Annotated in this window: 25 protein-coding genes; 16 read left to right on the forward strand and 9 right to left on the reverse strand. The window is 59.0% G+C overall.

The window, feature by feature from the left end:
- Positions 1 to 526: 526 nt before the first annotated feature.
- Both HU762_RS03365 and HU762_RS03370 read right to left on the reverse strand, forming a co-directional pair.
- Complete coding sequence (locus tag HU762_RS03365) at positions 527 to 1,747, reverse strand: CaiB/BaiF CoA-transferase family protein (RefSeq protein ID WP_186632983.1); 1,221 nt, start codon at positions 1,745 to 1,747, stop codon at positions 527 to 529.
- 13 nt (positions 1,748 to 1,760) lie between these two features.
- Entirely contained in the window at positions 1,761 to 2,942 is a 1,182-nt protein-coding gene (locus HU762_RS03370) for an acyl-CoA dehydrogenase (RefSeq protein WP_186632986.1), read from the reverse strand.
- A gap of 154 nt (positions 2,943 to 3,096) precedes the next feature.
- Between HU762_RS03370 and HU762_RS03375 the strand changes: the two genes are divergently transcribed.
- The 10 genes from HU762_RS03375 (at position 3,097) to HU762_RS03420 (ending at position 12,923) form a co-directional block, all read left to right on the forward strand.
- Positions 3,097 to 3,996, forward strand: a complete 900-nt coding sequence (locus HU762_RS03375; protein WP_186632989.1) for a LysR family transcriptional regulator — start codon at positions 3,097 to 3,099, stop codon at positions 3,994 to 3,996.
- A gap of 429 nt (positions 3,997 to 4,425) precedes the next feature.
- Positions 4,426 to 5,547, forward strand: a complete 1,122-nt coding sequence (locus HU762_RS03380) for a Re/Si-specific NAD(P)(+) transhydrogenase subunit alpha (RefSeq protein ID WP_186632992.1) — start codon at positions 4,426 to 4,428, stop codon at positions 5,545 to 5,547.
- Between the two features lie 15 nt (positions 5,548 to 5,562).
- The gene (locus tag HU762_RS03385; protein WP_003187010.1) at positions 5,563 to 5,886 is read left to right on the forward strand and encodes an NAD(P) transhydrogenase subunit alpha; all 324 of its coding nucleotides are present in this window, start codon (positions 5,563 to 5,565) and stop codon (positions 5,884 to 5,886) included.
- Complete coding sequence (locus tag HU762_RS03390; protein WP_186632995.1) at positions 5,886 to 7,322, forward strand: NAD(P)(+) transhydrogenase (Re/Si-specific) subunit beta; 1,437 nt, start codon at positions 5,886 to 5,888, stop codon at positions 7,320 to 7,322. Before HU762_RS03385 ends, HU762_RS03390 begins: the two co-directional genes overlap by 1 nt.
- Before the next feature lie 197 nt (positions 7,323 to 7,519).
- On the forward strand, positions 7,520 to 9,013 hold the full coding sequence (locus HU762_RS03395; protein ID WP_186633000.1) for an acetyl-CoA hydrolase/transferase family protein: 1,494 nt from the start codon (positions 7,520 to 7,522) through the stop codon (positions 9,011 to 9,013).
- 319 nt (positions 9,014 to 9,332) lie between these two features.
- Positions 9,333 to 9,548 carry a DUF1127 domain-containing protein gene (locus HU762_RS03400; RefSeq protein WP_003187014.1) on the forward strand — a complete coding sequence of 72 codons (216 nt, stop codon included), beginning with the start codon at positions 9,333 to 9,335 and terminating at the stop codon, positions 9,546 to 9,548.
- 337 nt (positions 9,549 to 9,885) lie between these two features.
- Positions 9,886 to 10,203 carry a DUF2388 domain-containing protein gene (locus tag HU762_RS03405; RefSeq protein ID WP_186633002.1) on the forward strand — a complete coding sequence of 106 codons (318 nt, stop codon included), beginning with the start codon at positions 9,886 to 9,888 and terminating at the stop codon, positions 10,201 to 10,203.
- Between the two features lie 106 nt (positions 10,204 to 10,309).
- On the forward strand, positions 10,310 to 10,618 hold the full coding sequence (locus HU762_RS03410; RefSeq protein ID WP_186633005.1) for a DUF2388 domain-containing protein: 309 nt from the start codon (positions 10,310 to 10,312) through the stop codon (positions 10,616 to 10,618).
- Positions 10,619 to 10,644: 26 nt separating this feature from the next.
- The gene (locus tag HU762_RS03415) at positions 10,645 to 10,965 is read left to right on the forward strand and encodes a DUF2388 domain-containing protein (RefSeq protein WP_003187020.1); all 321 of its coding nucleotides are present in this window, start codon (positions 10,645 to 10,647) and stop codon (positions 10,963 to 10,965) included.
- Positions 10,962 to 12,923, forward strand: a complete 1,962-nt coding sequence (locus HU762_RS03420) for a DUF4105 domain-containing protein (RefSeq protein ID WP_186633008.1) — start codon at positions 10,962 to 10,964, stop codon at positions 12,921 to 12,923. Before HU762_RS03415 ends, HU762_RS03420 begins: the two co-directional genes overlap by 4 nt.
- Positions 12,924 to 12,998: 75 nt before the next feature.
- Here the strand turns inward: HU762_RS03420 and trpA are convergent, their stop codons facing one another.
- Together trpA and trpB are read right to left on the reverse strand one after the other, a co-directional pair.
- Positions 12,999 to 13,811 (reverse strand): tryptophan synthase subunit alpha, encoded by an 813-nt coding sequence (gene trpA / locus HU762_RS03425; RefSeq protein ID WP_186633011.1) that lies wholly within the window; start codon positions 13,809 to 13,811, stop codon positions 12,999 to 13,001.
- Entirely contained in the window at positions 13,811 to 15,043 is a 1,233-nt protein-coding gene (gene trpB, locus HU762_RS03430) for a tryptophan synthase subunit beta (RefSeq protein ID WP_186633014.1), read from the reverse strand. Before trpB ends, trpA begins: the two co-directional genes overlap by 1 nt.
- Before the next feature lie 112 nt (positions 15,044 to 15,155).
- Between trpB and HU762_RS03435 the strand changes: the two genes are divergently transcribed.
- Positions 15,156 to 16,073 (forward strand): LysR family transcriptional regulator, encoded by a 918-nt coding sequence (locus HU762_RS03435; RefSeq protein ID WP_186633016.1) that lies wholly within the window; start codon positions 15,156 to 15,158, stop codon positions 16,071 to 16,073.
- Here HU762_RS03435 and HU762_RS03440 read toward each other — a convergent pair.
- Entirely contained in the window at positions 16,046 to 16,372 is a 327-nt protein-coding gene (locus HU762_RS03440) for a DUF883 family protein (RefSeq protein ID WP_186611411.1), read from the reverse strand. The genes HU762_RS03435 and HU762_RS03440 overlap by 28 nt on opposite strands.
- 156 nt (positions 16,373 to 16,528) lie before the next feature.
- Here HU762_RS03440 and HU762_RS03445 point away from each other — a divergent pair, with 156 nt between their 5' ends.
- A complete protein-coding gene (locus tag HU762_RS03445) occupies positions 16,529 to 16,744 on the forward strand; it encodes a dodecin (protein WP_003177209.1) in 216 nt (71 codons plus the stop codon).
- Between the two features lie 115 nt (positions 16,745 to 16,859).
- A complete protein-coding gene (locus HU762_RS03450; protein WP_186633019.1) occupies positions 16,860 to 17,084 on the forward strand; it encodes a DUF1161 domain-containing protein in 225 nt (74 codons plus the stop codon).
- A gap of 53 nt (positions 17,085 to 17,137) precedes the next feature.
- Here HU762_RS03450 and HU762_RS03455 read toward each other — a convergent pair whose 3' ends face one another.
- Positions 17,138 to 18,139 (reverse strand): LLM class flavin-dependent oxidoreductase, encoded by a 1,002-nt coding sequence (locus tag HU762_RS03455; RefSeq protein ID WP_186633022.1) that lies wholly within the window; start codon positions 18,137 to 18,139, stop codon positions 17,138 to 17,140.
- A 236-nt stretch (positions 18,140 to 18,375) separates the two neighbouring features.
- Between HU762_RS03455 and HU762_RS03460 the strand changes: the two genes are divergently transcribed.
- Together HU762_RS03460 and HU762_RS03465 are read left to right on the forward strand one after the other, a co-directional pair.
- The gene (locus tag HU762_RS03460) at positions 18,376 to 18,807 is read left to right on the forward strand and encodes an OsmC family protein (protein ID WP_186611408.1); all 432 of its coding nucleotides are present in this window, start codon (positions 18,376 to 18,378) and stop codon (positions 18,805 to 18,807) included.
- Positions 18,808 to 18,941: 134 nt separating this feature from the next.
- Complete coding sequence (locus HU762_RS03465) at positions 18,942 to 19,175, forward strand: DUF1161 domain-containing protein (RefSeq protein ID WP_186633025.1); 234 nt, start codon at positions 18,942 to 18,944, stop codon at positions 19,173 to 19,175.
- 6 nt (positions 19,176 to 19,181) lie between these two features.
- On the opposite strand, the gene HU762_RS03470 is transcribed toward HU762_RS03465, so the two are convergent.
- Positions 19,182 to 19,607: a hypothetical protein gene (locus HU762_RS03470; protein ID WP_186633028.1), complete on the reverse strand. Its 426-nt coding sequence runs from the start codon at positions 19,605 to 19,607 to the stop codon at positions 19,182 to 19,184.
- 40 nt (positions 19,608 to 19,647) lie between these two features.
- The gene (locus HU762_RS03475) at positions 19,648 to 20,061 is read right to left on the reverse strand and encodes a hypothetical protein (protein WP_186633032.1); all 414 of its coding nucleotides are present in this window, start codon (positions 20,059 to 20,061) and stop codon (positions 19,648 to 19,650) included.
- Positions 20,062 to 20,119: 58 nt separating this feature from the next.
- Between HU762_RS03475 and HU762_RS03480 the strand changes: the two genes are divergently transcribed.
- Positions 20,120 to 21,211, forward strand: a complete 1,092-nt coding sequence (locus HU762_RS03480; RefSeq protein WP_186633035.1) for an aminopeptidase — start codon at positions 20,120 to 20,122, stop codon at positions 21,209 to 21,211.
- Here the strand turns inward: HU762_RS03480 and HU762_RS03485 are convergent.
- On the reverse strand, positions 21,200 to 22,102 hold the full coding sequence (locus HU762_RS03485; protein ID WP_346656835.1) for a serine/threonine-protein kinase: 903 nt from the start codon (positions 22,100 to 22,102) through the stop codon (positions 21,200 to 21,202). The two genes, HU762_RS03480 and HU762_RS03485, sit on opposite strands and share 12 nt — an antisense overlap.
- Positions 22,103 to 22,123 lie beyond the last annotated feature (21 nt).

Raw genomic sequence — 22,123 nt, forward strand, 5'->3', positions numbered from 1 at the left:
CTAGCAGTCTGACTCCACAAGCACCCACACGAATTGCTTGATTCAGTTGTTAAAGAGCGGTTGGCTGAGTCTTTCGTCTCAACCGAGGCGCGCATTCTACAGCGCCCCGTGTATCTGTCAAGCGGTTATTTTTAGAAGTTTTCAAAGTTTCCTTATCAACTTCAACCACTTGCGCTTTCGATCTCTCGTTAGCGGGAGGCGAATTCTACAGCGTTAGTCGCTGCTGTCAACACCTCTTTTACACCGCTTTCGACCGAGAGGATCGAATCGTCGACAGGGCCAGACAACACCGCCCTTATCCACTCCTTCCGTGCTTCGACGAACTGAAGCCCGCCTACATCGAAACCTACTTAACTCTTTGAAACTCAAGGAGTTTTCCGTTTCGACTGCGCCGGAAGTGGGGCGAATTATAGACACCCAGGATTTGCCGTCAACCCTTTATTTCGCTTTTCCTTCAATGAGTTGCCTGAGCCCCTGAAGCCGTGGCCACCTACCTAGTAAGGAGCGCCCTCTATATAGAAGGAAATCATAGAATGCCCGCGTCCTTGAAAGCCGTGACGGTCGCCGTGTCCATCCCTAGTACTCGCTGGAGCACTTCCAGCGTGTGCTCCCCTAATAATGGAGGCGCACCTCTGTATTCGACAGGCGTTTCGGATAGACGAATCGGGCTGGCGACTTGCGGCACCTTGCCAGCCAGCGCGTGAGGCAGCTCTATTGCCAATCCGCGAGCTTGTACCTGAGGGTCAGCAAACATTTGGGCCAGATCGTTGATCGGCCCGCACGGCACTCCGGCCTGCTCAAGCTGAATAACCCATTCAGCCGTCGTCTTGAATACCGTCGCCTGGCGAATCAACGGAATCAATTGTGCCCGATTCGCCACCCGCATCTTGTTCGTCGCGAACCGAGGGTCATCGGCCCATTGTGGCTGACCGGCAACTTCAGCGAATTTTCGAAACTGGCCGTCATTACCCACCGTAAGAATGAAGTCACCGTCGGCAGTAGGAAAATCCTGATAAGGCACAATGTTCGGATGCGCATTCCCCAATCGCTTCGGCGCAACGCCCGTAGTCAGGTAGTTCATCGCCTGGTTAGCCAAGCAAGCCACTTGAACATCCAGCAATGCCATATCGATATGCTGCCCTCCACCCACATTATCGCGGTGAGCCAACGCTGCCAGGATAGCAACGGTCGAATACAGGCCTGTAAGAATGTCGGTCAGCGCAACACCAACTTTCACCGGCCCAGCGCCCTCATCCCCCTCCGGCCGGCCGGTAAGGCTCATCAAGCCGCCCAGCCCCTGGATCATGAAGTCATACCCGGCCCTTTTGGCGTACGGTCCCGTCTGGCCAAACCCGGTAATCGAGCAATAGATCAAATGCGGATTGTTCACTTTCAGCGAGTCGTAATCCAGGCCATAGGCCGCAAGCCCGCCCACCTTGAAGTTTTCGATCAGGATGTCGGACTTGGCCGCCAACTCCTGGATCAGCTTCTGCCCCTCGGGACGCGTGAAATCGATAGTGACGGATTGCTTGTTGCGATTGGCCGACAGGTAATAGGCCGCCTCGGTCGTATTTTCGCCATGGACGTCCTTCAAGAAGGGCGGGCCCCATGCGCGTGTATCGTCGCCATTACCGGGACGCTCGACCTTGATGACGTCGGCCCCCAGGTCCGCCAGGATCTGCCCAGCCCAAGGCCCGGCCAGCACCCTGGATAAATCCAATACCCGCAGATGCGAAAGCGCGCCCATGGTCGTTCTCCTATTAATAGAACGCCTGAATACCGGTTTGCGCACGCCCCAGGATCAGCGCATGGACATCATGTGTGCCCTCGTAGGTGTTCACGACTTCCAGATTCACGAGATGACGAGCAATGCCGAACTCATCGGAGATGCCATTACCGCCGAGCATATCCCGCGCCATACGCGCAATATCCAGGGACTTGCCGCAAGAGTTGCGCTTCATGATCGAGGTGATTTCAACCGCAGCCGAGCCCTCATCTTTCATACGTCCCAGACGCAGGCATCCTTGCAGAGCGAGAGTGATTTCAGTCTGCATATCGGCCAGTTTCTTCTGTATCAACTGGTTGGCCGCCAGCGGGCGGCCGAACTGCTGTCGATCAAGCGTGTACTGGCGAGCGGTGTGCCAGCAGAACTCGGCGGCACCCAATGCGCCCCAGGAAATGCCATAACGCGCCGAGTTCAAGCAAGTGAACGGCCCTTTCAAACCACGCACATCTGGAAATATGTTCTCTTCCGGGACGAATACGTTATCCATGACGATCTCGCCAGTGATCGAAGCCCGAAGACCGACCTTGCCATGAATGGCCGGAGCACTCAGGCCCTTCCAGCCCTTTTCCAGGACGAAGCCGCGGATATCACCCGCGTCATCCTTACCCCAGACTACAAAGACATCGGCGATTGGACTGTTAGTGATCCACATCTTGGTACCCGTCAAGCTGTAGCCACCGTCCACCTTCCGTGCACGAGTGATCATCGCGCCTGGGTCGGAACCATGATTCGGCTCTGTCAGGCCAAAGCAGCCGATCCATTCCCCGGAGGCCAGCTTCGGCAGATACTTCTGCTTCTGTGCCTCGGTGCCGAACTCATTGATGGGCACCATGACCAAGGAGGACTGCACGCTCATCATCGAACGGTAGCCGGAATCGACACGCTCCACTTCCCGGGCAATCAGGCCGTAGCTGACATAGTTCAAGCCGCTGCCGCCGTATTGCTCGGGGATGGTTGCGCCCAGCAGGCCTACCTCACCCATTTCACGAAAGATCGCCGGATCGGTTTTTTCATGGCGGAACGCTTCCAGGACTCGCGGCGCAAGCTTCTGCTGGGCGAATTGTTCGGCCGTGTCGCGAATCATGCGTTCTTCTTCAGTGAGCTGTTGGTCCAGCAAGAGTGGATCGATCCAGTTGAAACTCGCTTTACCAGCCATGAAAAAGTCCTCGCCAATGAAATAAGTCGTGGACTGATCCTAGGCGCGGTTTCCCACAAGAGCAAACGAGGATTCCGCATGCGGTTGTGCTAATTTCTCACTCCGAAAGGGCTTTTGAAGCCGCTCAAGCCCACCATGAGTGAGGTTGTCGTACATGCGTCGCAAAATCCCCAGCACCGCCGCCTTGATCAGTTTCGAGGCCGCCGCCCGACACGAGAGCTTTACCAAGGCTGCCCAAGAACTGTCACTCACCCAAGGGGCCATCTGCCGACAGGTCGCCAGCCTGGAGGATTTCCTCGGCGTTGAGTTGTTCCGCCGTTCGAGGCGTGGCGTCAAACTGACCGAGGCAGGCCTTTCCTATAGTCGTCGGGTAGCGACGCAATTGGACGCGGTCGAACGCGACACCCTTTCAGTCATGGGCCATACCGGCGCGAACGTTATCGAGCTAGCGGTCGTTCCAACGTTCGGCACCCAGTGGCTATTGCCGCGCCTGAAGGACTTTCAGAAGCAGCACCCTGAAGTCACGGTCAACCTGACCAATCGCACGCGCCCCTTTCTCTTTGCTGACACCGAGTTTGACGCGGCCATCTACTTCGGCGATGCCGATTGGTCCGGCACCGAATCCCACAAGCTAATGGGTGAGAACCCGATGCCGGTATGCAGCCCCACCTTACTGGGCAATCAGAAGACGCTGACGCCGGCCACCATTGCCGAAATGCCACTGCTCCAGCAAACCACGCGACCCTATGCCTGGCGGCAGTGGTTCAATTCCCAGGAGCTAAACATCCCACGCGACCTGACAGGCCCGCGTTATGAACTATTCTCCATGCTGGCCCAAGCGGCGATGCACGACATGGGGATTGCGCTGATCCCACCGTTTTTGATTCAGCGAGAATTGGCCGAAGGACGTCTGGTCATCGCCAACCGCAACGGATTGTCGAGCATCAAGGCTTATTACCTGATGATCCCGGAACGAAAAGTGGAATCCGCATCTCTCCAGGCTTTCCGCGACTGGCTAGTCCAACAAGCGAACAACTATCTAACTGAAAATTAAAGATAAACTTAGATGCTGACCTCGTAGTCAGCAAAATCAAGGCGCTACAGATATACGTTTATGTCGCAAAAAGCCAAACTGTTATCAAATAGGAACAATCGTCCCACAAGCGTTTAGATACGTGGCTTTGAGCCATATTGCGCACCTCATGACCGCTTATTCAGCTTGCCAATGGAAAAGTATGACTTTTTTGCAGAAAACCCAATATCCACAGGCCCTTCAAGGGATAAACCCTAGGGGTTGCGACATTCGGTCACAGGGTGACTTGTAGTTAATTTTCCGTCACCCGTCATAATCCCTTGAAGGGCTGTATTTTCGCCTGCAAAATGCCGCGCCCCGCCTTCCAGCGGGATCGTGCTGATCGGCCGCCCCAGCCGCACCATCCGAAGTGCCTGGGTTTACTCAATAAGATCACGCAGGAGATTTGACGTGCACATTGGTGTTCCCCTCGAAACCCAAACGGGTGAAACACGGGTTGCTGCTACCCCGGAAACCATCAAGAAGTTGATCGGCCAAGGCCATAAGGTCACTGTCCAAAGCGGCGCCGGCATCAAGACCAGCGTTATCGACAGTGCCTATGAGGCGGCGGGTGCAACCATTGGCAGCGCCGGTGATGCGTTTGGCGCCGAGCTGATTCTCAAAGTGGTTGCCCCTAGCGACAGCGAACTGACGCTGATCAAGAGCGGCACCGTTCTGGTGGGCATGCTCAATCCATTCAACAACGAAACCATTGCCAAGCTGGCCGAACGCGGCATTACCGCTTTTGCCCTTGAGGCCGCGCCACGGACTTCTCGAGCCCAAAGCCTGGACGTGCTGTCGTCTCAAGCGAACATTGCCGGCTACAAAGCGGTGCTGCTGGCCGCTCACCACTATCCGCGCTTCATGCCGATGCTGATGACCGCCGCTGGTACCGTGAAAGCGGCGCGCGTGCTAATTCTCGGCGCGGGTGTGGCGGGGCTGCAGGCGATTGCCACGGCCAAGCGTCTGGGCGCTGTGATCGAGGCTTCGGATGTGCGGCCGGCGGTCAAGGAACAAATCGAATCCCTTGGCGCCAAGTTCGTCGACGTGCCTTACGAGACCGACGAAGAGCGTGAATGCGCAGTCGGTGTCGGCGGTTACGCCCGACCCATGCCTGCCAGCTGGATGCAGCGCCAGGCCCAGGCTGTGCACGAGCGCGCCAAACAGGCCGATATCGTCATCACCACCGCGCTGATTCCGGGCCGCAAGGCACCGACGTTGCTGAGCGCCGAAACCGTCGCGCAGATGAAGCCCGGCTCGGTGGTCATCGACCTCGCGGCAGCCCAGGGCGGTAACTGCCCGCTGACCGTGGCCGATCAGGTCGTGATCGAGAATGGCGTGACCATTTGCGGTCCGACCAACCTGGCCGGTGAAGTCGCGGCCGATGCTTCGGCGTTGTACGCCCGTAACCTGCTGGACTTCCTGAAGCTGGTCTTCACCAAGGAAGGTCAGTTCGACGTGAACCTGGAAGACGACATCGTCGCCGCGTGCCTGATGTGCCGCGACGGCCAAGTCATCCGCAAAAACGCCTAAGCAGGGATTCAGACAATGGAAGAGCTTATCTCCCCCGGTATCTACAACCTGATCATCTTCGTGCTGGCGATTTACGTCGGTTACCACGTGGTCTGGAACGTTACACCTGCTTTGCACACGCCGTTGATGGCGGTGACCAACGCCATTTCGGCGATCGTGATCGTCGGCGCCATGCTCGCCGCCGCGCTGACCGTAACACCTCTGGGCAAGACCATGGGCACCCTCGCCGTGGCCCTGGCCGCGGTGAACGTATTCGGTGGCTTCCTGGTGACGCGCCGCATGCTTGAGATGTTCAAGAAAAAAGCCCCGAAAGCCGTAAAAGAAGAGGCGCCCAAGTAATGAGCATGAACCTGGTAACGACGCTCTACCTGATCGCGTCCATCTGCTTCATCCAGGCCCTTAAAGGCCTGTCTCACCCCACCACCTCCCGCCGTGGCAACCTGTTCGGCATGCTCGGCATGGCGTTGGCGGTGCTCACTACCGTGGGTCTCATCTATAAGCTAGGCACTGAGCTAGCGACCGCCGGCATCGGCTATGTCATCGTCGGCCTGCTGGTTGGCGGTACTGCTGGCTCGATCATGGCCAAGCGCGTCGAGATGACCAAGATGCCGGAGCTGGTGGCGTTCATGCACAGCATGATCGGCCTAGCGGCAGTGTTCATTGCCATCGCGGCGGTCGTCGAGCCGCAGTCCCTGGGCATCGTCAAGCAACTGGGCGATTCGATTCCGGCCGGTAACCGCCTGGAGCTGTTCCTCGGCGCTGCCATCGGTGCAATCACCTTCTCCGGTTCGGTGATCGCGTTCGGCAAGCTCTCGGGCAAGTACAAGTTCCGCCTGTTCCAGGGCGCACCGGTACAGTTCGGCGGCCAGCACAAGCTCAACCTGATCCTGGGCCTGGCAACGCTGGGCCTGGGCCTGACCTTCATGTTCACCGGCAACCTCGGCGCGTTCGCCTTGATGCTGGCCCTGGCCTTTGTCCTGGGTGTGCTGATCATCATCCCGATTGGCGGGGCGGACATGCCGGTGGTGGTCTCGATGCTCAACAGCTACTCCGGCTGGGCCGCGGCGGGTATCGGCTTCTCGCTGAACAACTCGATGCTGATCATCGCCGGTTCGTTGGTGGGTTCGAGCGGCGCGATCCTGTCGTACATCATGTGCAAGGCGATGAACCGTTCGTTCTTCAACGTATTGCTCGGCGGTTTCGGCAACACCGCAGATGCGGCTGGCCCAGCAGGCTCGAAAGAAGCCCGTCCGGTGAAATCCGGCTCGGCTGACGACGCCACCTTCCTACTGACCAACGCCGACACTGTGATCATCGTGCCGGGCTATGGCTTGGCGGTAGCGCGGGCGCAACATGCGCTGAAAGAGCTGACCGAGAAGCTGACCCATCGCGGCGTGACCGTCAAATACGCGATTCACCCAGTGGCCGGTCGTATGCCCGGGCATATGAATGTCCTGCTGGCCGAGGCCGAGGTGCCTTACGACCAGGTGTTCGAGATGGAGGACATCAACTCCGAGTTCGGCCAAGCCGATGTGGTGTTGGTGCTGGGCGCTAACGACGTGGTCAACCCGGCGGCGAAGAACGATCCGAAGTCGCCGATTGCCGGCATGCCGATCCTCGAAGCCTTCAAGGCCAAGACCATCATCGTCAACAAGCGCTCGATGGCCAGCGGCTATGCCGGCCTGGACAACGAGCTGTTCTATCTGGACAAGACCATGATGGTGTTCGGTGACGCCAAGAAGGTGATCGAAGACATGGTCAAAGCGGTGGAATAACTTTCCCGTTTCGTCAAAAACGCCCCGCCTTTTCGGGGCGTTTTGATTTGTATCAAGGCAAAGCATTACCGATTCGGTAACAATGTTTTGCCTGAAACCCCCGTAATAGACGCCTCAAATGCGACTTTTGTAGCGGGTCGGGCAAAGCGCGAATTCTCTAGACTGCGCATCCAGCTTCCAGCCCGAGACGACCCTCCATGTACCGTGATCGCATCCGCCTGCCTTCGTTGTTGAATAAAGTGATGAGCGCTGCCGAAGCCGCCTTGTTGATCGAGGACGGCATGACCGTCGGCATGAGTGGCTTTACCCGCGCCGGAGAAGCCAAGGCAGTGCCCCACGCCCTGGCTGAGCGTGCCAAGGTCACCCCGCTTAAAATCAGTTTGATGACCGGTGCGAGCCTGGGCAACGACCTCGACAAGGAGCTCACCGAAGCCGGTGTGCTGGCGCGACGCATGCCGTTCCAGGTCGACAGCACGTTGCGTAAGGCAATCAACGCAGGCGAGGTGATGTTCATCGACCAGCATCTCTCGGAAACCGTCGAGCAACTGCGCAACGGCCAGCTCAAACTGCCCGATATTGCCGTGATCGAAGCAGTGGCCATCACCGAGCAAGGGCATATCGTACCGACCACATCGGTGGGTAACTCAGCCAGCTTCGCCATCTTCGCCCGGCAAGTGATCATCGAGATCAACCTGGCTCACAACCCGAATCTTGAGGGGTTGCACGACATTTATATCCCGACTTATCGCCCCACTCGCACGCCGATCCCCTTGGTGAAAGTTGACGACCGTATTGGCAGCACCGCGATCCCGATCCCGCCGGAAAAAATTGCCGCCATTGTCATAACCAACCAAGGGGACTCGCCTTCTACCGTCGCCCCGCCAGACAGCGACACCCAGGCCATCGCCGATCACCTGATCGACTTCTTCAAACAGGAGGTTTCGGCCGGGCGCATGACCAACAAGCTCGGGCCGCTGCAGGCCGGGATTGGCAACATCGCCAACGCCGTGATGTGCGGCCTGATCGATTCGCCGTTCGAGGACTTGACCATGTATTCCGAGGTTCTGCAGGACTCGACGTTTGACTTGATTGACGCCGGCAAGCTGAGTTTCGCCTCCGGCAGCTCGATCACGCTGTCGGGTCGACGCAATGCCGATGTGTTCGGAAACCTGGAAAGGTACAGGGACAAACTGGTGCTGCGTCCGCAGGAAATCTCCAATCATCCCGAGGTTGTGCGCCGCCTGGGCATTATCGGCATCAACACCGCGCTGGAATTCGACCTATACGGCAATGTGAACTCAACCCATGTATGCGGCACGCGGATGATGAACGGCATCGGCGGCTCGGGGGACTTCGCTCGCAATGCTCACCTGGCGATTTTCGTTACCAAGTCGATCGCCAAGGGCGGTTCCATTTCCAGTGTCGTGCCGATGGTCAGCCATGTGGACCATACCGAACACGACGTCGACATCCTGGTGACCGAGATCGGCCTGGCCGACCTGCGGGGCCTGGCGCCACGGGAGCGGGCACGCGTGATCATCGACAATTGCGTGCACCCTTCCTACCGCCAGGCCTTGAACGACTATTTCGACGCCGCGTGCGCATTGGGTGGGCATACGCCGCATATCCTGCGCGATGCACTGAGTTGGCACCTGAACCTCGAAGAAACTGGGCGCATGTTGGCGGTCTGATACAGCTGGAACACAGCTAGCGCAAATACAGTTTTGACTGGAGCCCACCGCTCGCGCGCAACTCGACAAAAACTGTACTGCTGTACCGGTGCTTTCCTACAGTCTCTTCCCAAAAAACTCCGGATGAACTGCATAAATGCACCATAGCAGTGCAGACAAGTACAGTTGCCTCGTTATCGACCAGTACACCACTCTTTAACAGTTAACTGGTCTCTCACAATACAAATGAACTGTATCTACAGTCGCTGGCCAAACGAGCAGATCATGGGCACCAGTTAAACCACTACCTAATCCCGCCACAAGCGGAAGGATGTCAACCATGGAACGTACACTCAGTTCCGAGCTGTTTTTCGAAGACAAAGCTGAAAAAAACCAGGCTTCCCTGCCTCTTCGCGTTATCGCCAACCTGATGTTGTGGCAGCGCCGCATTGCCAGCCGCCATCAACTGGCTCGCCTGGATTCGCGCCTGCTGGCTGACGCCGGTATCAGCGAAGCCCAACGTTACGAAGAGCTGAGCAAGCCGTTCTGGCGCTAACTCAGCGTCGCTGGCCCTGACCCACCGGGTCCACCGCCAGCACCGAATTGAACAAACAAGACCCGTCGCGGGAAACCGCGACGGGTCTTGTCGTTTATGGGGCAAATTTCGGGTAAATCCACTAAACCATTACAGTTAGATAGTTTTATTAATTGTTAGGTACAGTTTGTTTACCCCGCAGCCGATGCGAGTCGCATGCGGTATAAGGGGTTAATCTGGACTGCCAGGCCAACGCGTTCTGTCCTAATATCGATACGAACGTGGCGAAGCGAGTCGATCCTGCGTCTCTTCTTCCAGCTACCTGCACCGCATAACCTCAATTCCCAAGGAGTTCACCATGATCCGTCTTCGCCTGCTCAGCGCCGTTGCCCTGCTGGCCGTGGCCGCCCACTCCAACGCCAGCAGCGTCATCGTTACCACAGACTCCATCGTCGGCGCGCTCAAGGCCACATCCGACGTCACCTCCGATGCAACCTCATCACTGCGGGACAACAAGATCGTCCAGGCCGCCCGAGATGACGCCGCCAGCTTCGTGGCCAGCGAAGGCGCCATCCGTGGTGTGAAGCTGGAAAGTGCGCTGGACTATATTCGCCAGCAGGCACCCCAGATCAATGCCACCGACGCCCAACTGGCCCAGGCCATTCTGGCGATCTGAGGCAACATGAAACATCGGGCGCGCAATGGTGTTCCGATGTTTCAGCACTGGCTCTGGCCCGCAGGTTTGCGCTAGCCTTCAGGCTCGCCATCAACCGTCGAGTCCCATGCGTTTTTATCCAAATCCGTCTATCGCGTCTTGCCTAGTTGTTTTTTGCTGGTCTGTTCCGGCCCACGCCTTCGATGTGACCACCCAGCAAGTGGTGGCTAGCGGCTACGCCACATCCTTGGTGACCTCTGCGCCCTTCGACAATAAACTTATCGTCGCCGCCCGTGATGACGCTGCGGTATTCATTGCCAGCGACGGACAGCTGAGAGGTGCACGGTTGGAATCGGCCCTGGACTACATGCGCCGGACCCAGCCAAAACTTCACGCCAGCGACCTTGAACTGGCACAGGCAATTCTCGTCCAATAGTTATCTTCATTTTCCGGAGTCGTTCCATGCGTAGCCCGCTGATTGCTGCCGCCCTAGGCCTGCTGGTGTTGGCCGATGTGGCCCAGGCACATACCCTGGTAGCCACCAGTAACATCATCGTTCGCGCTTCACAGCGCACGATCGATTTCACCTCCGACACCACCACATCCATCCGCGATTCGAAGATCGTTCGCGAAGCCCACGACGACGCGGCCAGCTTCGTCGCCAGCAATGGCGAAATTCGTGGCGCTCATCTCGAGGCCGCCTTCGATACCTTGCGTACACGCGTGCCGGAAGCGCGCGACGCCAGTGACCAGGTTCTCGCCGAAGCCATCCTCGCATTGTGAGGCGGCCCGCCGCCTGGCTGACGGCCGGGGTCGTGCTGCTTATCGGCAGCACCGCCCAGGCCGGCCTGCAGCTACACCTTAATGCCGACGGCTTGACGCCGGCACAGCAGCAGGCCAGCCAGGCACTGCTCAATGAAGCCATGCAGGCATTGCCGCCACGCGTCATCGAGCGACTGGACCGCCGCATCGATGTTGGCTGGACCGACCAAATGCCCGCCAACGCCTACGGCCAGGCCTCGCTGGTGTCACAGCTGGACCTGAACCGAAACCTGCTGGATAGCCTCACCGACGGCAGCGCCGCCACACAGAAGACCCTGCGCCCCCACGGCACGGTACGGCGGGAAATGCTCGCCACAGTCCTCCACGAACTGACTCACATTTATGACCGCTCGCGTCTATGGCCGGATGCCGAGCGTGCGCTGATCCAGCGTTGCACTCGACGCAACAGCAGCGCCGGGTTGATTGGCCTGCCCGATGAATGCCGAGGCCAGAACGATCGCCGCTTTACACTGAGCGACGATCCTCGCTTGCTCGACCTGGCGGGCTGGCCGCAATACGTCGGCCGTCGCGGTGAACGGGAGCAGCACAATCGTCAAGTCGTCCGCAGCCCGGACCTTTACGAGACCAGCAGCCCCAAGGAGTTCGTCGCGGTCAACATGGAGTACTTTCTCCTGGACTCCAGCTATGCCTGCCGACGTCCCGCGCTGTATCGCTATTATCAGGAACACTTTGGTTGGGCCCCCGCCGCCAAGGACACCTGTGCAAAATCGTTCGCCTTCCTCAACGCCGGTAACGACTTCGCCAAGACGCCACTGGGCAAGGTCGATCCGGAACGGGTCTATGCCATTGACTACCTGTTGGCCGAAGCCAACCAGAACTGGGTCAGCCGCTGGGGCCACAGCATGCTCCGCCTGGTGATTTGCGCACCGGACCGGCCGCGTGGCCCGGACTGCCGCCTGGACCTGGACCAACACCTGGTGCTGTCATACCGCGCCTTTGTGGGCGACGTGCAGTTGTCGAGTTGGGACGGGCTGGTGGGCAAATACCCGTCGCGCCTGTTCGTGCTACCGCTCGCCCAAGTGATCGATGAATACACCAAGACCGAATTGCGCAGCCTGGCGTCTGTACCACTGAACCTGTCGCGCACTGAGATAGAGGAAACGGTCGAACACGCCGCCGAAATGCACTGGAGCTACGACGGCAGCTATTACTTCCTGTCCAATAACTGCGCCGTGGAAAGCTTGAAGCTACTGCGCAGCGGCACCAACAACGAACAGCTCAAGGGCCTGGACAGCATCATGCCCAACGGCCTGCTGGAAGTGCTAAAGGGCCGGGGCCTGGCGGATACCAGCGTGTTGGATGATCCCAAGGAAGCCTTGCGCCTGGGCTACCGCTTCGACTCATTCCGTGAGCGGTACCAGGCGATGTTCGATGTGCTGAAGAAGCATCTGCCCGTCAAGCAACAAACGGTGGAGGACTGGCTGGCCTTGGATGCCGCCGAACGCCGCGTCTGGTTCGAACAGGCCGACCTACGCACCAGCGCAGCATTGTTGCTGCTGGAACAGGCCAGCTATCGTCGACAATTGTTGTTGGCGCAGGATGAAGTCAAACAACGTTACCTCGGAGCCCGTGAGCTGCAGAACGGCGGCATGGAACGGGCTAACGCGACGTTGCAACAGATTCTAGCCAACAGCGGCTTCCTGAGCCGTCCGGCTGAACTGCTAGGCACCAGCGGCTACGGATTACCGCAACCCAGCGAGTGGCAGCGCCTGGAATCAGAAAGCAGCTTGCGTCAGAAACAGCTGCAAACACTGACCGGTGATCTGGACAAGGAAGTCCGGGCGCTCCTGGAACCGAGCCGCGCCGCTGAAATTGCTGCAAGCGAGGCCAATGTAAAAGTGATCGGCGAGCATTTGCGCAAGCTGCACAAGGCCGGAGGCGGATTGGAGCTACCCTGACGAAACACTCCTGAAGCAGTAACAAAAAGGGGTTCAGAACCAAGTTCTGAACCCCTTTTTGATGCCTGGTCCGAATCAGTCGATACGCGCTTTGCGCACGCCATCAGCCAAGGCAGCACATAGGCTCAACACCCCATCAATCGCTTGCTCCGGCGTATCGGCGCTGGCGATATGGTCGATCAGCGCCGAACCAACCACCACCCCGTCAGCCAGTCGTGCGATGGCCGCCGCCTGCTCTGGCGTGCGGATGCCGAAACCGATGCTGATCGGCAAATCGGTATGGCGGCGCAGGCGTGCGACGGCCTCTTCGACATGCTCCAGCGTCGCAGCACCGGCGCCGGTTACGCCCGCCACCGACACGTAGTACACGAAACCCGAACTGCCGTTGAGCACAGTCGGCAAGCGCACGTCATCGGTGGTCGGCGTGGTCAGGCGGATGAAGTCCAGCCCTGCCGCCTGGGCCGGTTCGCACAGTTCACTGTTGTGCTCGGGCGGCATGTCCACGACGATCAGGCCGTCGACTCCGGAGTCCAGCGCCTCGCCAATGAAACGCTGCACGCCATAACGATGGATCGGGTTGTAATAACCCATCAGCACCAACGGCGTATCAGCGTTGTCCTTGCGGAACTCGCGAACCATCTGCAGGGTTTTCGCCAGGTTTTGCTGGGCGCCCAAGGCCCGGATGTTAGCCAACTGGATCGCCGGGCCGTCGGCCATCGGATCGGTGAATGGCATGCCCAACTCGATCACATCGGCGCCAGCGGCAGGAAGTCCCTTGAGAATCGCCAGCGAGGTGTCGTAGTCCGGGTCGCCGCCCGTGACAAACGTCACCAGGGCCGCGCGGTTCTGTTCCTTGAGTTCGGCAAAACGGGTTTGCAGGCGGCTCATCAGTGTTTCTCCTGCTGGGACTGTTCCATGTGGTGCATCACGGTTTGCATGTCTTTATCGCCACGACCGGACAGGTTGACCACCATCAGGTGGTCCTTCGGCAAGTTCGGTGCGCGCTTGAACACTTCAGCCAGGGCATGGGCGCTTTCCAGCGCAGGGATAATCCCTTCCAGGCGGCAGCATTTGTGGAAAGCTTCCAGGGCTTCGGCGTCAGTGACCGAGGTGTATTGGACGCGACCAATGTCGTGCAACCAGGCGTGTTCCGGGCCGATACCGGGATAGTCGAGACCAGCGGAAATCGAATGGGCGTCGATGATCTGCCCGTCGTCATCCTGCAACAGGAAGGTACGGTTGCCGTGCAGTACGCCCGGCACGCCGCCGTTCAGGCTCGCCGCGTGCTTACCGGTCTCGATGCCGTAGCCGGCAGCTTCGACACCAATGATCTCGACACTTTTGTCATCCAGGAACGGATGGAACAGGCCCATGGCATTGGAGCCACCGCCGATGCACGCCACCAAGCTGTCCGGCAAGCGGCCTTCCTGGGCTTGCAGTTGATCGCGGGTCTCTTTGCCGATCACGGCCTGGAAGTCGCGGACCATTGCCGGGTACGGATGCGGACCTGCCACAGTGCCGATCAAATAGAACGTGCTGTCAACGTTGGTCACCCAGTCGCGCAGTGCCTCGTTCATCGCATCCTTCAAGGTGCCAGTACCAGCGACCACCGGGATGACTTCGGCACCGAGCAGCTTCATGCGGAACACGTTGGCCTGCTGGCGCTCAATGTCAGTGGTGCCCATGTAGATAACGCAGTCCAGGCCGAAACGCGCGGCGACGGTGGCAGTGGCCACGCCGTGCATGCCAGCGCCGGTCTCGGCAATGATGCGTTTTTTACCCATGCGCCGCGCCAGCAGGATCTGGCCGATGCAGTTGTTGATCTTGTGCGCGCCGGTATGGTTCAGCTCTTCACGCTTGAGATAGATTTTCGCGCCGCCGCAATACTCGGTCAGGCGTTCGGCGAAATACAGCGGGCTCGGACGACCGACGTAGTCGCGCTGGAAGTAGGCCAATTCCTCGATGAACGCAGGATCTTCCTTCGCCACTTCGTATTCACGGGCCAGATCAAGAATCAGCGGCATCAAGGTTTCGGCCACATAGCGGCCACCGAAGGCGCCGAACATACCGTTCGCATCAGGGCCGCTACTGAGGTTGAAAGGGGTCGTAGACTGGGTCATCGGGCGCTCCAGGCGAAGGCGTAGAAAGACAATGAGGCTCACTCTACCCCTGACATCTCGTGCTGAAAACCGATAAGATCGCCGCAACCTGTCAGGAAAACTCACAGATATCATGAGCCACGACTTACCGCCGCTTAACGCCCTGCGTGCCTTCGAGGCTACCGCCCGCCTGAACAGCGTAAGCCAAGCGGCAGAACAGCTGCATGTGACCCATGGCGCCGTCAGCCGGCAACTGAAGGTGCTCGAAGAGCACTTGGGCGTCAGCCTGTTCGTCAAGGATGGACGTGGCCTTAAACTCACAGATGCAGGGTTGCGCCTACGTGACGCCAGTGCCGACGCGTTCGAGCGCCTGCGCACCATTTGCGCAGAGCTGACGCAAAGCACGGCGGACGCTCCGTTCGTGTTGGGCTGCTCGGGAAGCTTGCTGGCGCGCTGGTTCATCCCTCGCCTGGGCAGGCTCAATGCCGACCTGCCGGACTTGCGCTTGCACTTGTCAGCTGGCGAGGGCGACCTGGACCCCAGGCGGCCGGGGCTAGACGCATTGCTGGTGTTCGCCGAACCGCCCTGGCCGGCCGACATGCAGGTGTATGAACTGGTCAGCGAGCGAATCGGCCCGGTCATCAGCCCTCGTTACGCCGGATTCGTTCACTTGCAAGATGCACCGGCCAGCGCGCTGCTGGGCGAACCGCTGTTGCACACCACTTCGCGTCCCCAGGCCTGGCCGACCTGGGCACGCCAAAATGCCCTTGAACCCCAGGCGTTGAAGTTCGGGCAAGGTTTTGAGCATTTGTATTATTTGCTGGAGGCTGCCGTCGCCGGGCTCGGAGTGGCAATCGCCCCCGAACCGCTGGTCGCCGAAGACCTGCGTGCCGGTCGCCTGGCCGCGCCGTGGGGTTTCAGTGAAACTTCGGCGCGGTTGGCGTTATGGCTGCCCAAGCGCGCCGCCGATGGGCGCGCCCGGCAATTGGCGCAATGGCTCAGGCAAGAGCTGAACCCATCGATTCAGTCGCCGCGTTTGCACAGCAAGTAGGCGGCCAACAAACCCAGTGCTCCAACCGCGACACCGGCGGTGGTCCAAGGGTGTTCTTGAGCGTAGTCGCGCGTGGCGATCCCGGTTTCGCGGGTTTTCACCTTGACCTCTTCATAGGCATCGCTCAGCAGATGCCGAGAATGTTTCAGCGCGCTTTCGGCATTTGCCTTCAGCGACTTGAGGGTCTTACGCGACTCGTCCGAGGCGTCGTCCTTCAGGCTTTCCAACGACTTGAGCAGACTCTCGATCTCCGCTTCCATGCTTTGCAACGAGGCTTTGCGTAACGAAGTGCTGGCCATAGTGGCTCTCTCCTGCAGTGGTTGAGTAGCGTGTGAGAGTTGGGACTCCGACCGTTTGGGAAAGTGCAGTAAATCTGAACTTTCACAGCGTAAACGGCGACACAAGTAAGGCGAAAAATCGCTGCTAGGCTGTAGAAAACAACCAAGGAGAACGTCATGAGTGATCATCACACGTACAAAAAAGTCGAGCTGGTCGGCTCGTCTCCCACCAGCATTGAAGACGCCATCAACAATGCCTTGGCCGAGGCCAGCAAAAGCCTCAAGCATCTGGAGTGGTTTGAAGTCACGGAAACCCGCGGCCACATCGAAAACGGCCGGGCCGCGCATTTCCAGGTGACCATCAAAGTCGGATTCCGGATCGCCAATAGCTGATGCTCGGTGAACTTTGCACACTGGCGGAGTGCCATAGGGAATGGCGATGCGCTATCGAACGAGCGCGTCGTCCTGTCTCATAGCTGTCCTATGATCCGACCAAGGAGTGCGAGCGATGAAAAAGTTGATGGTGGCCCTGGGTTTGCTGAGCCTTGCGAGCGGTGCGTTTGCGGCTGGTAAGCCCTGTGAAGAGTTGAAAGGCGAAATCGCAGCGAAGCTGGACGCCAAGGGCGTGTCAGGTTATTCGCTGGAAATCGTCGATAAAGGCGCAGCGGCTGACGCAAAAGTCGTCGGCACCTGTGAGGGCGGTGCGAAGGAAATCGTCTACAAGAGGGGTTGATCCTTTCGAACGCCCAAAGCCGACGCGTGCGTCGGCTTTTTTATGCGTGTGACTCAGCCCTTCATCACCTGCGCCAGCAGTTCGTACGAATGCAGGCGGTCAGCGTGCTCATAGAGATCACTGGTGAAAATCAGCTCATCGGCCTGGGTTTGCTCGATCAGCACTTCCAACTTGGCGCGGATCTTCTGCGGACCGCCGATCATGGCCAGGCCGAGGAAGTCGCCCACCGCTTCTTTCTCATGGGGCAGCCAGAGGCCGTTCATGGTTTCAACAGGTGGACGTTGCACCAAGCTCTGGCCGCGCATCAGTGCGAGGATCCGCTGGTACACCGACGTTGCCAGGTAATCGGCCTGTTCGTCGGTGTCCGCCGCCACCAGCGGCACGCCGAGCATGACATAGGGCTTGTCGAGCACCGCCGACGGTTTGAAGTGGCTGCGGTAGATGCGGATCGCCTCGTGCATGAAACGCGGTGCGAAATGCGAGGCGAAGGCGTAGGGCAAGCCGCGCTCACCGGCCAGCTGCGCGCTGAACAAACTTGAACCCAACAACCACACCGGCACGTTGGTCCCGGTGCCGGGCATGGCGATGATGCGTTGGTCCGGCGTCCGCGGGCCGAGGTAGCGCATCAATTCGGTCACGTCTTCCGGGAAATCATCGGCGCTGCCGGAACGTTCACGGCGCAGGGCCCGGGCGGTCATCTGGTCGGAACCGGGCGCGCGTCCCAGCCCAAGGTCGATCCGGCCAGGAAAGAGGCTCTCAAGCGTGCCGAACTGCTCGGCGATCACCAACGGCGCGTGATTCGGCAGCATTACCCCGCCGGAGCCAACGCGAATGGTCGAAGTGCCCCCTGCCAGATAGCCCAGCAGAACAGCGGTCGCGGAGCTGGCGATGCCGTCCATGTTGTGGTGTTCCGCCACCCAGAATCGGGTATAGCCGAATTTTTCCACGTGCTGCGCCAGGTCCAGCGAGTTTCGCAAGGACTGGGCGGCGTTGCCGTCAGCACGAACGGGCACAAGGTCAAGGGTAGAAAATTTAACTTCGGACAGCTGTTTCATGGGCCGGCATCTCCAACGGCGTATGAGCTTTCTTACGGACGAAAGCCTGCCGTTTCTATAGGTGTGCTACATGCAATGTGGGCATATACCCGAGTTTCAATAGTAGTGAAGAATTTTCCTACCAAATTAGTCGGCTAATCGACCGGATGAACTTTATCGGTCGGTCTATCCTCACAATCCTGGCACTGAAAAATACCCAGGCGCGAACCCTCGCGCCGGATCATGAGGAGGCACACATGGCTATCGTCAAGAAAGCATCGGCTCACTGGGAAGGTGACCTGAAGACCGGAATCGGCTCGATCTCCACGGAAACCGGCGTGTTGCGTGAAGCGCCCTATGGCTTCAAGGCCCGTTTTGAAGGCGGCAAGGGCACCAACCCCGAGGAATTGATCGGCGCGGCCCACGCGGGCTGCTTCTCCATGGCATTTTCGATGATCCTCGGCGACGCCGGGCTCAAGGCCGACAGCATCGACACCAATGCCGAAGTCACGCTGGACCAGGTTGACGGCGGCTTTGCGATTACGGCGGTGAAGCTGATTCTCAAGGCTAAAATCCCCGGCGCCAGCCAGCAGCAATTCGAAGAGCTGAGCAATAAAGCCAAGGAAGGTTGCCCGGTTTCCAAGGTCCTCAATGCCAAGATCACCCTGGATGCCACGCTGGTGAGTTGATGAAATGAAAAGATCGCAGCCTCCAGGCTGCGGTCTTCTTTATGGGCATCTATTTACCCGAAGACAATTATGATCGAATGCAGGCCTGCAGTTTCAGCGCACAGGCAGTGCGCGCTGTATTGAGGAATTCCAGCATGAAACGTTTTGCCCTGGCAGTCATCGGTTGCACCTTGGCCACTTCGACCCTCGCGGCACCTAAATCCTGCGACGAACTAAAAGCGGAAATCGAAGCGAAGATCCAGGCTAATAACGTGTCGTCGTACACCTTGGAAATCGTCAGCAATGACGAAGCACACGATCAGAACATGGTGGTGGGCAGTTGCGAAAACGGCACGAAGAAGATCATCTACCAGAAGAACGACCGCTAGAGCGCCCTACGGAACGCAATTGACTTGTCGCTCTTCGGCCACGATTTGACGCTTGGCGTCATAGAGCCGGGCGCTGGGGGTGAACGCCAGGTTGCGTCCCTCCAGTCGATAGCGCTGGCCAGCCTCGAAATGGTCGTAACGCACGAGCATGTAGCACAGCCGCTCTTGCGGTTCGGCTTGCATGCCCAACCCGCCACCGCTGAACACCTCGAAGTCGAAGCGAACTCTCAGTTCGTGGCTGCCCGGCGAAACCTGAAAGAACCTTCCGTCTCGCAACCGCTGTCCATCCAGGCTTTCAGCCATCAACATTTTGCCGCCCGGCATGGGTGTGGCGAAATCGATCCACGCCATGTTCGGGTCGATCTGGGGCAGCGGGCTCGTTGCGCAACCGCTCATGGAGACCAGGGCCAGTAACAGCAGGGGTAAGCGCATGGTGAGTTTCCCGAGGATCAGGCACTGAGCATAGCGCCAATCACGTTTGTTGGCAGCCCGCTGGCGTGCCTTGGCCCACCACTTTGCGCTGCTGGTCATACAGCTTGGCCCACGGACGGAAACCGATACTGCCGGCCTGCAGTTGATAACGCTGGCCCGCGTTGAAGTCCTTGAATTTCACATTCAACCGGCAATCACGCCACAGCGGCTCGGCATCCGGGCCGATGTTGCCCGGCTCCACGGCAAATTGATAACGCACCGTCAGCTCATGGCTGCCGGGTTGCACTTCGAAATAACGCCGGTCGATGGATTCCTTGTCGTCGACCTCCAACGCTTGCAACGCCGTGTTCTGATGGTCTGCAAGATCGATCCACGCTTGGGACGGATCAGGATCGGGCAAACCGGCACAACCGGTCAGCAGCAACAGGCCACTCGTCAACATCAACACGCGCATAGCGAAGCTCCGGGCAAGCGGGATAGTCTTGGGGCAGACTTTCCCAGGGTGATTCCAATTGATCAGGCAGCGTTCACGCCATCGGTTACTCGACCGTGTTTTCCGGATTTTGTTTCCCGCCCTCGTGCTTTTGTTACTCAACGGTTGCTCCAGCGTCAGCTACTACAGCCAGCTCGCCAGCGGACAACTGCGACTGCTGCAAGCCCGGGAGCCGATCGACCGGGTCATCGCCGACCCCGCCCGCGACCCAACGTTGCGCGCCCATCTGGCCCAGGCGCGCGAGGCCCGGGCGTTCGCCAGCGCCCGCCTGCACCTGCCCGACAACAAAAGCTATCGCCTGTACGCGGACATTGATCGCCCCTTCGTCGTCTGGAATGTCTTCGCCACGCCGGAATTCTCCCTGGCACCGCAAAACCATTGCTTCCCCATCGCCGGTTGCGTCGCGTATCGCGGCTACTACAGCCAAAGCGCCGCCCGAGGCGAGGCCGCGTTGCAGCGCTTGCGGGGTATGGATGTATCGATTGGCGGCGTGGAGGCTTATTCGACCCTGGGCTGGTTCAACGACCCGATCCTCAGTTCGATGCTGCACTGGGGCGACGAGCGCCTGGCGACGCTGATCTTTCATGAACTGGCGCACCAGCGGGTCTATGTAAAGGACGACACGGAGTTCAACGAATCCTTTGCCACCTTCGTCGAGCAGGAAGGCACCCGGCAATGGCGCGCCGATCGCGGACTGGCGCCGGACAACGGCAACAAGGTGCGCCAACGTGACCAATTCATCCAACTGATCCTCGACACCCGCCAGCGGCTGGAAACCCTCTACGCCCAACCGCTGCCGGACGAACAAATGCGCCAGCGCAAGGCTGCGGAATTTGAACGACTGCGCGCCGACTACGCGCAAATGCGTGATACCCAATGGGCAGGTGACAAGCGCTACGACGCCTGGGTCTACACGCCACTGAACAACGCACGGCTACTGCCCTTCGGCCTGTATGACCAATGGGTGCCGGCGTTTGCGGCGTTGTTCGAGCGTGAGGGTGGAGATTGGGTTGCGTTTTATGCGGCGGTGGAAAACCTTGGCCGGTTGCCGGTGGATGAGCGCAAGGCAGCCTTGAAAGCGCTCAGTGCAAGCAAGCCCCTACCACCATAATGAACCACCCGCCCAAACCTCACGCAGTTGCGCCGCATTGAGGCTGCGCCGTTCGGGATCGAAGGCCAACGTCGTACGCAACGACGGCCAACAGCGCCTGGGCAGGTTGCGCGGTGCCTTGAGCTGGCGCTCCAGCCCGGTATCGCGCGCCTGGTTTGAAGGTAAACGCCGGTAGGGATGTTTGCCGCATGCCAGTTCATAAAGTACGCAAGCCAGGCTATAGAGATCGGCGCGGGCGGACAGGGGAGATCCTTCAAGCAACTCGGGGGCGGCGTAGCCTGGGGTCCAGGCATTGAGACATTGCCGGTTCAAGGAGGGCAAGTCTTTCAGAGGGCCTTCTTCGGCCAGGCCCAGGCCAAAATCAAAAAGTCGCACCCCTTCTTCGCCCAACATGATGTTGCTAGGCTTGACGTCGCCGTGCCGTACGCCTCGGTGGTGCGCATACGCCATGGCATCGAGCAGTGGCAGCGCAATCGCTTTCAGCTCAGGCCAAGGCAAACCGAGTGGACGTTCACAAAGCAATTTGTCCAGGGTCAAGCCGCGCATCAACTCCATGGTGATAAACGCCTGCTTGTGAACGGCGTCCACTTCGAAAGTGTATGGACGCAATACGTTGGGGTGAAACAGGCGACGGGTCAGGGCAAACTCGCTATAGAGCAGCGCGCTTGCGTCGGGCGACTCGTCAAAGTCCTCCCTGAGCATTTTCAGCGCAATGTACGGATCTGGGTCTCCGAATTGTTCGTACAGCAAATCTCGGGTGCGATACACGACTCCCATACCGCCCGCCCCGAGCATGCGCTCAAGACAATAACGTCCCGATAATATTTTCGGTACGTCGCCGATACGTTGCTGGCCAGGGGCCGTAGCGGATGATGCAAGGGCAAAACAAATGGGACGGTCCTGGCCAACACT

The sequence above is a fragment of the Pseudomonas sp. SWRI92 genome (assembly GCF_014268685.1).
Lineage (GTDB): Bacteria > Pseudomonadota > Gammaproteobacteria > Pseudomonadales > Pseudomonadaceae > Aquipseudomonas > Aquipseudomonas marvdashtae.

Excerpts from the sequence above, each read along its gene's own strand:
- HU762_RS03365 (WP_186632983.1), bottom strand. The coding sequence starts at position 1,747 with ATGGGCGCGCTTTCGCATCTGCGGGTATTGGATTTATCCAGGGTGCTG.
- trpB (WP_186633014.1), bottom strand. The coding sequence starts at position 15,043 with ATGACCCAGTCTACGACCCCTTTCAACCTCAGTAGCGGCCCTGATGCG.
- HU762_RS03375 (WP_186632989.1), top strand. The coding sequence starts at position 3,097 with ATGCGTCGCAAAATCCCCAGCACCGCCGCCTTGATCAGTTTCGAGGCC.
- HU762_RS03390 (WP_186632995.1), top strand. The coding sequence starts at position 5,886 with ATGAGCATGAACCTGGTAACGACGCTCTACCTGATCGCGTCCATCTGC.
- HU762_RS03460 (WP_186611408.1), top strand. The coding sequence starts at position 18,376 with ATGGCTATCGTCAAGAAAGCATCGGCTCACTGGGAAGGTGACCTGAAG.
- HU762_RS03465 (WP_186633025.1), top strand. The coding sequence starts at position 18,942 with ATGAAACGTTTTGCCCTGGCAGTCATCGGTTGCACCTTGGCCACTTCG.
- HU762_RS03470 (WP_186633028.1), bottom strand. The coding sequence starts at position 19,607 with ATGCGCTTACCCCTGCTGTTACTGGCCCTGGTCTCCATGAGCGGTTGC.
- HU762_RS03455 (WP_186633022.1), bottom strand. The coding sequence starts at position 18,139 with ATGAAACAGCTGTCCGAAGTTAAATTTTCTACCCTTGACCTTGTGCCC.
- HU762_RS03400 (WP_003187014.1), top strand. The coding sequence starts at position 9,333 with ATGGAACGTACACTCAGTTCCGAGCTGTTTTTCGAAGACAAAGCTGAA.
- HU762_RS03385 (WP_003187010.1), top strand. The coding sequence starts at position 5,563 with ATGGAAGAGCTTATCTCCCCCGGTATCTACAACCTGATCATCTTCGTG.
- HU762_RS03435 (WP_186633016.1), top strand. The coding sequence starts at position 15,156 with ATGAGCCACGACTTACCGCCGCTTAACGCCCTGCGTGCCTTCGAGGCT.
- HU762_RS03410 (WP_186633005.1), top strand. The coding sequence starts at position 10,310 with ATGCGTTTTTATCCAAATCCGTCTATCGCGTCTTGCCTAGTTGTTTTT.
- HU762_RS03405 (WP_186633002.1), top strand. The coding sequence starts at position 9,886 with ATGATCCGTCTTCGCCTGCTCAGCGCCGTTGCCCTGCTGGCCGTGGCC.
- HU762_RS03445 (WP_003177209.1), top strand. The coding sequence starts at position 16,529 with ATGAGTGATCATCACACGTACAAAAAAGTCGAGCTGGTCGGCTCGTCT.
- HU762_RS03395 (WP_186633000.1), top strand. The coding sequence starts at position 7,520 with ATGTACCGTGATCGCATCCGCCTGCCTTCGTTGTTGAATAAAGTGATG.
- HU762_RS03370 (WP_186632986.1), bottom strand. The coding sequence starts at position 2,942 with ATGGCTGGTAAAGCGAGTTTCAACTGGATCGATCCACTCTTGCTGGAC.
- HU762_RS03440 (WP_186611411.1), bottom strand. The coding sequence starts at position 16,372 with ATGGCCAGCACTTCGTTACGCAAAGCCTCGTTGCAAAGCATGGAAGCG.
- HU762_RS03415 (WP_003187020.1), top strand. The coding sequence starts at position 10,645 with ATGCGTAGCCCGCTGATTGCTGCCGCCCTAGGCCTGCTGGTGTTGGCC.
- trpA (WP_186633011.1), bottom strand. The coding sequence starts at position 13,811 with ATGAGCCGCCTGCAAACCCGTTTTGCCGAACTCAAGGAACAGAACCGC.
- HU762_RS03450 (WP_186633019.1), top strand. The coding sequence starts at position 16,860 with ATGAAAAAGTTGATGGTGGCCCTGGGTTTGCTGAGCCTTGCGAGCGGT.
- HU762_RS03475 (WP_186633032.1), bottom strand. The coding sequence starts at position 20,061 with ATGCGCGTGTTGATGTTGACGAGTGGCCTGTTGCTGCTGACCGGTTGT.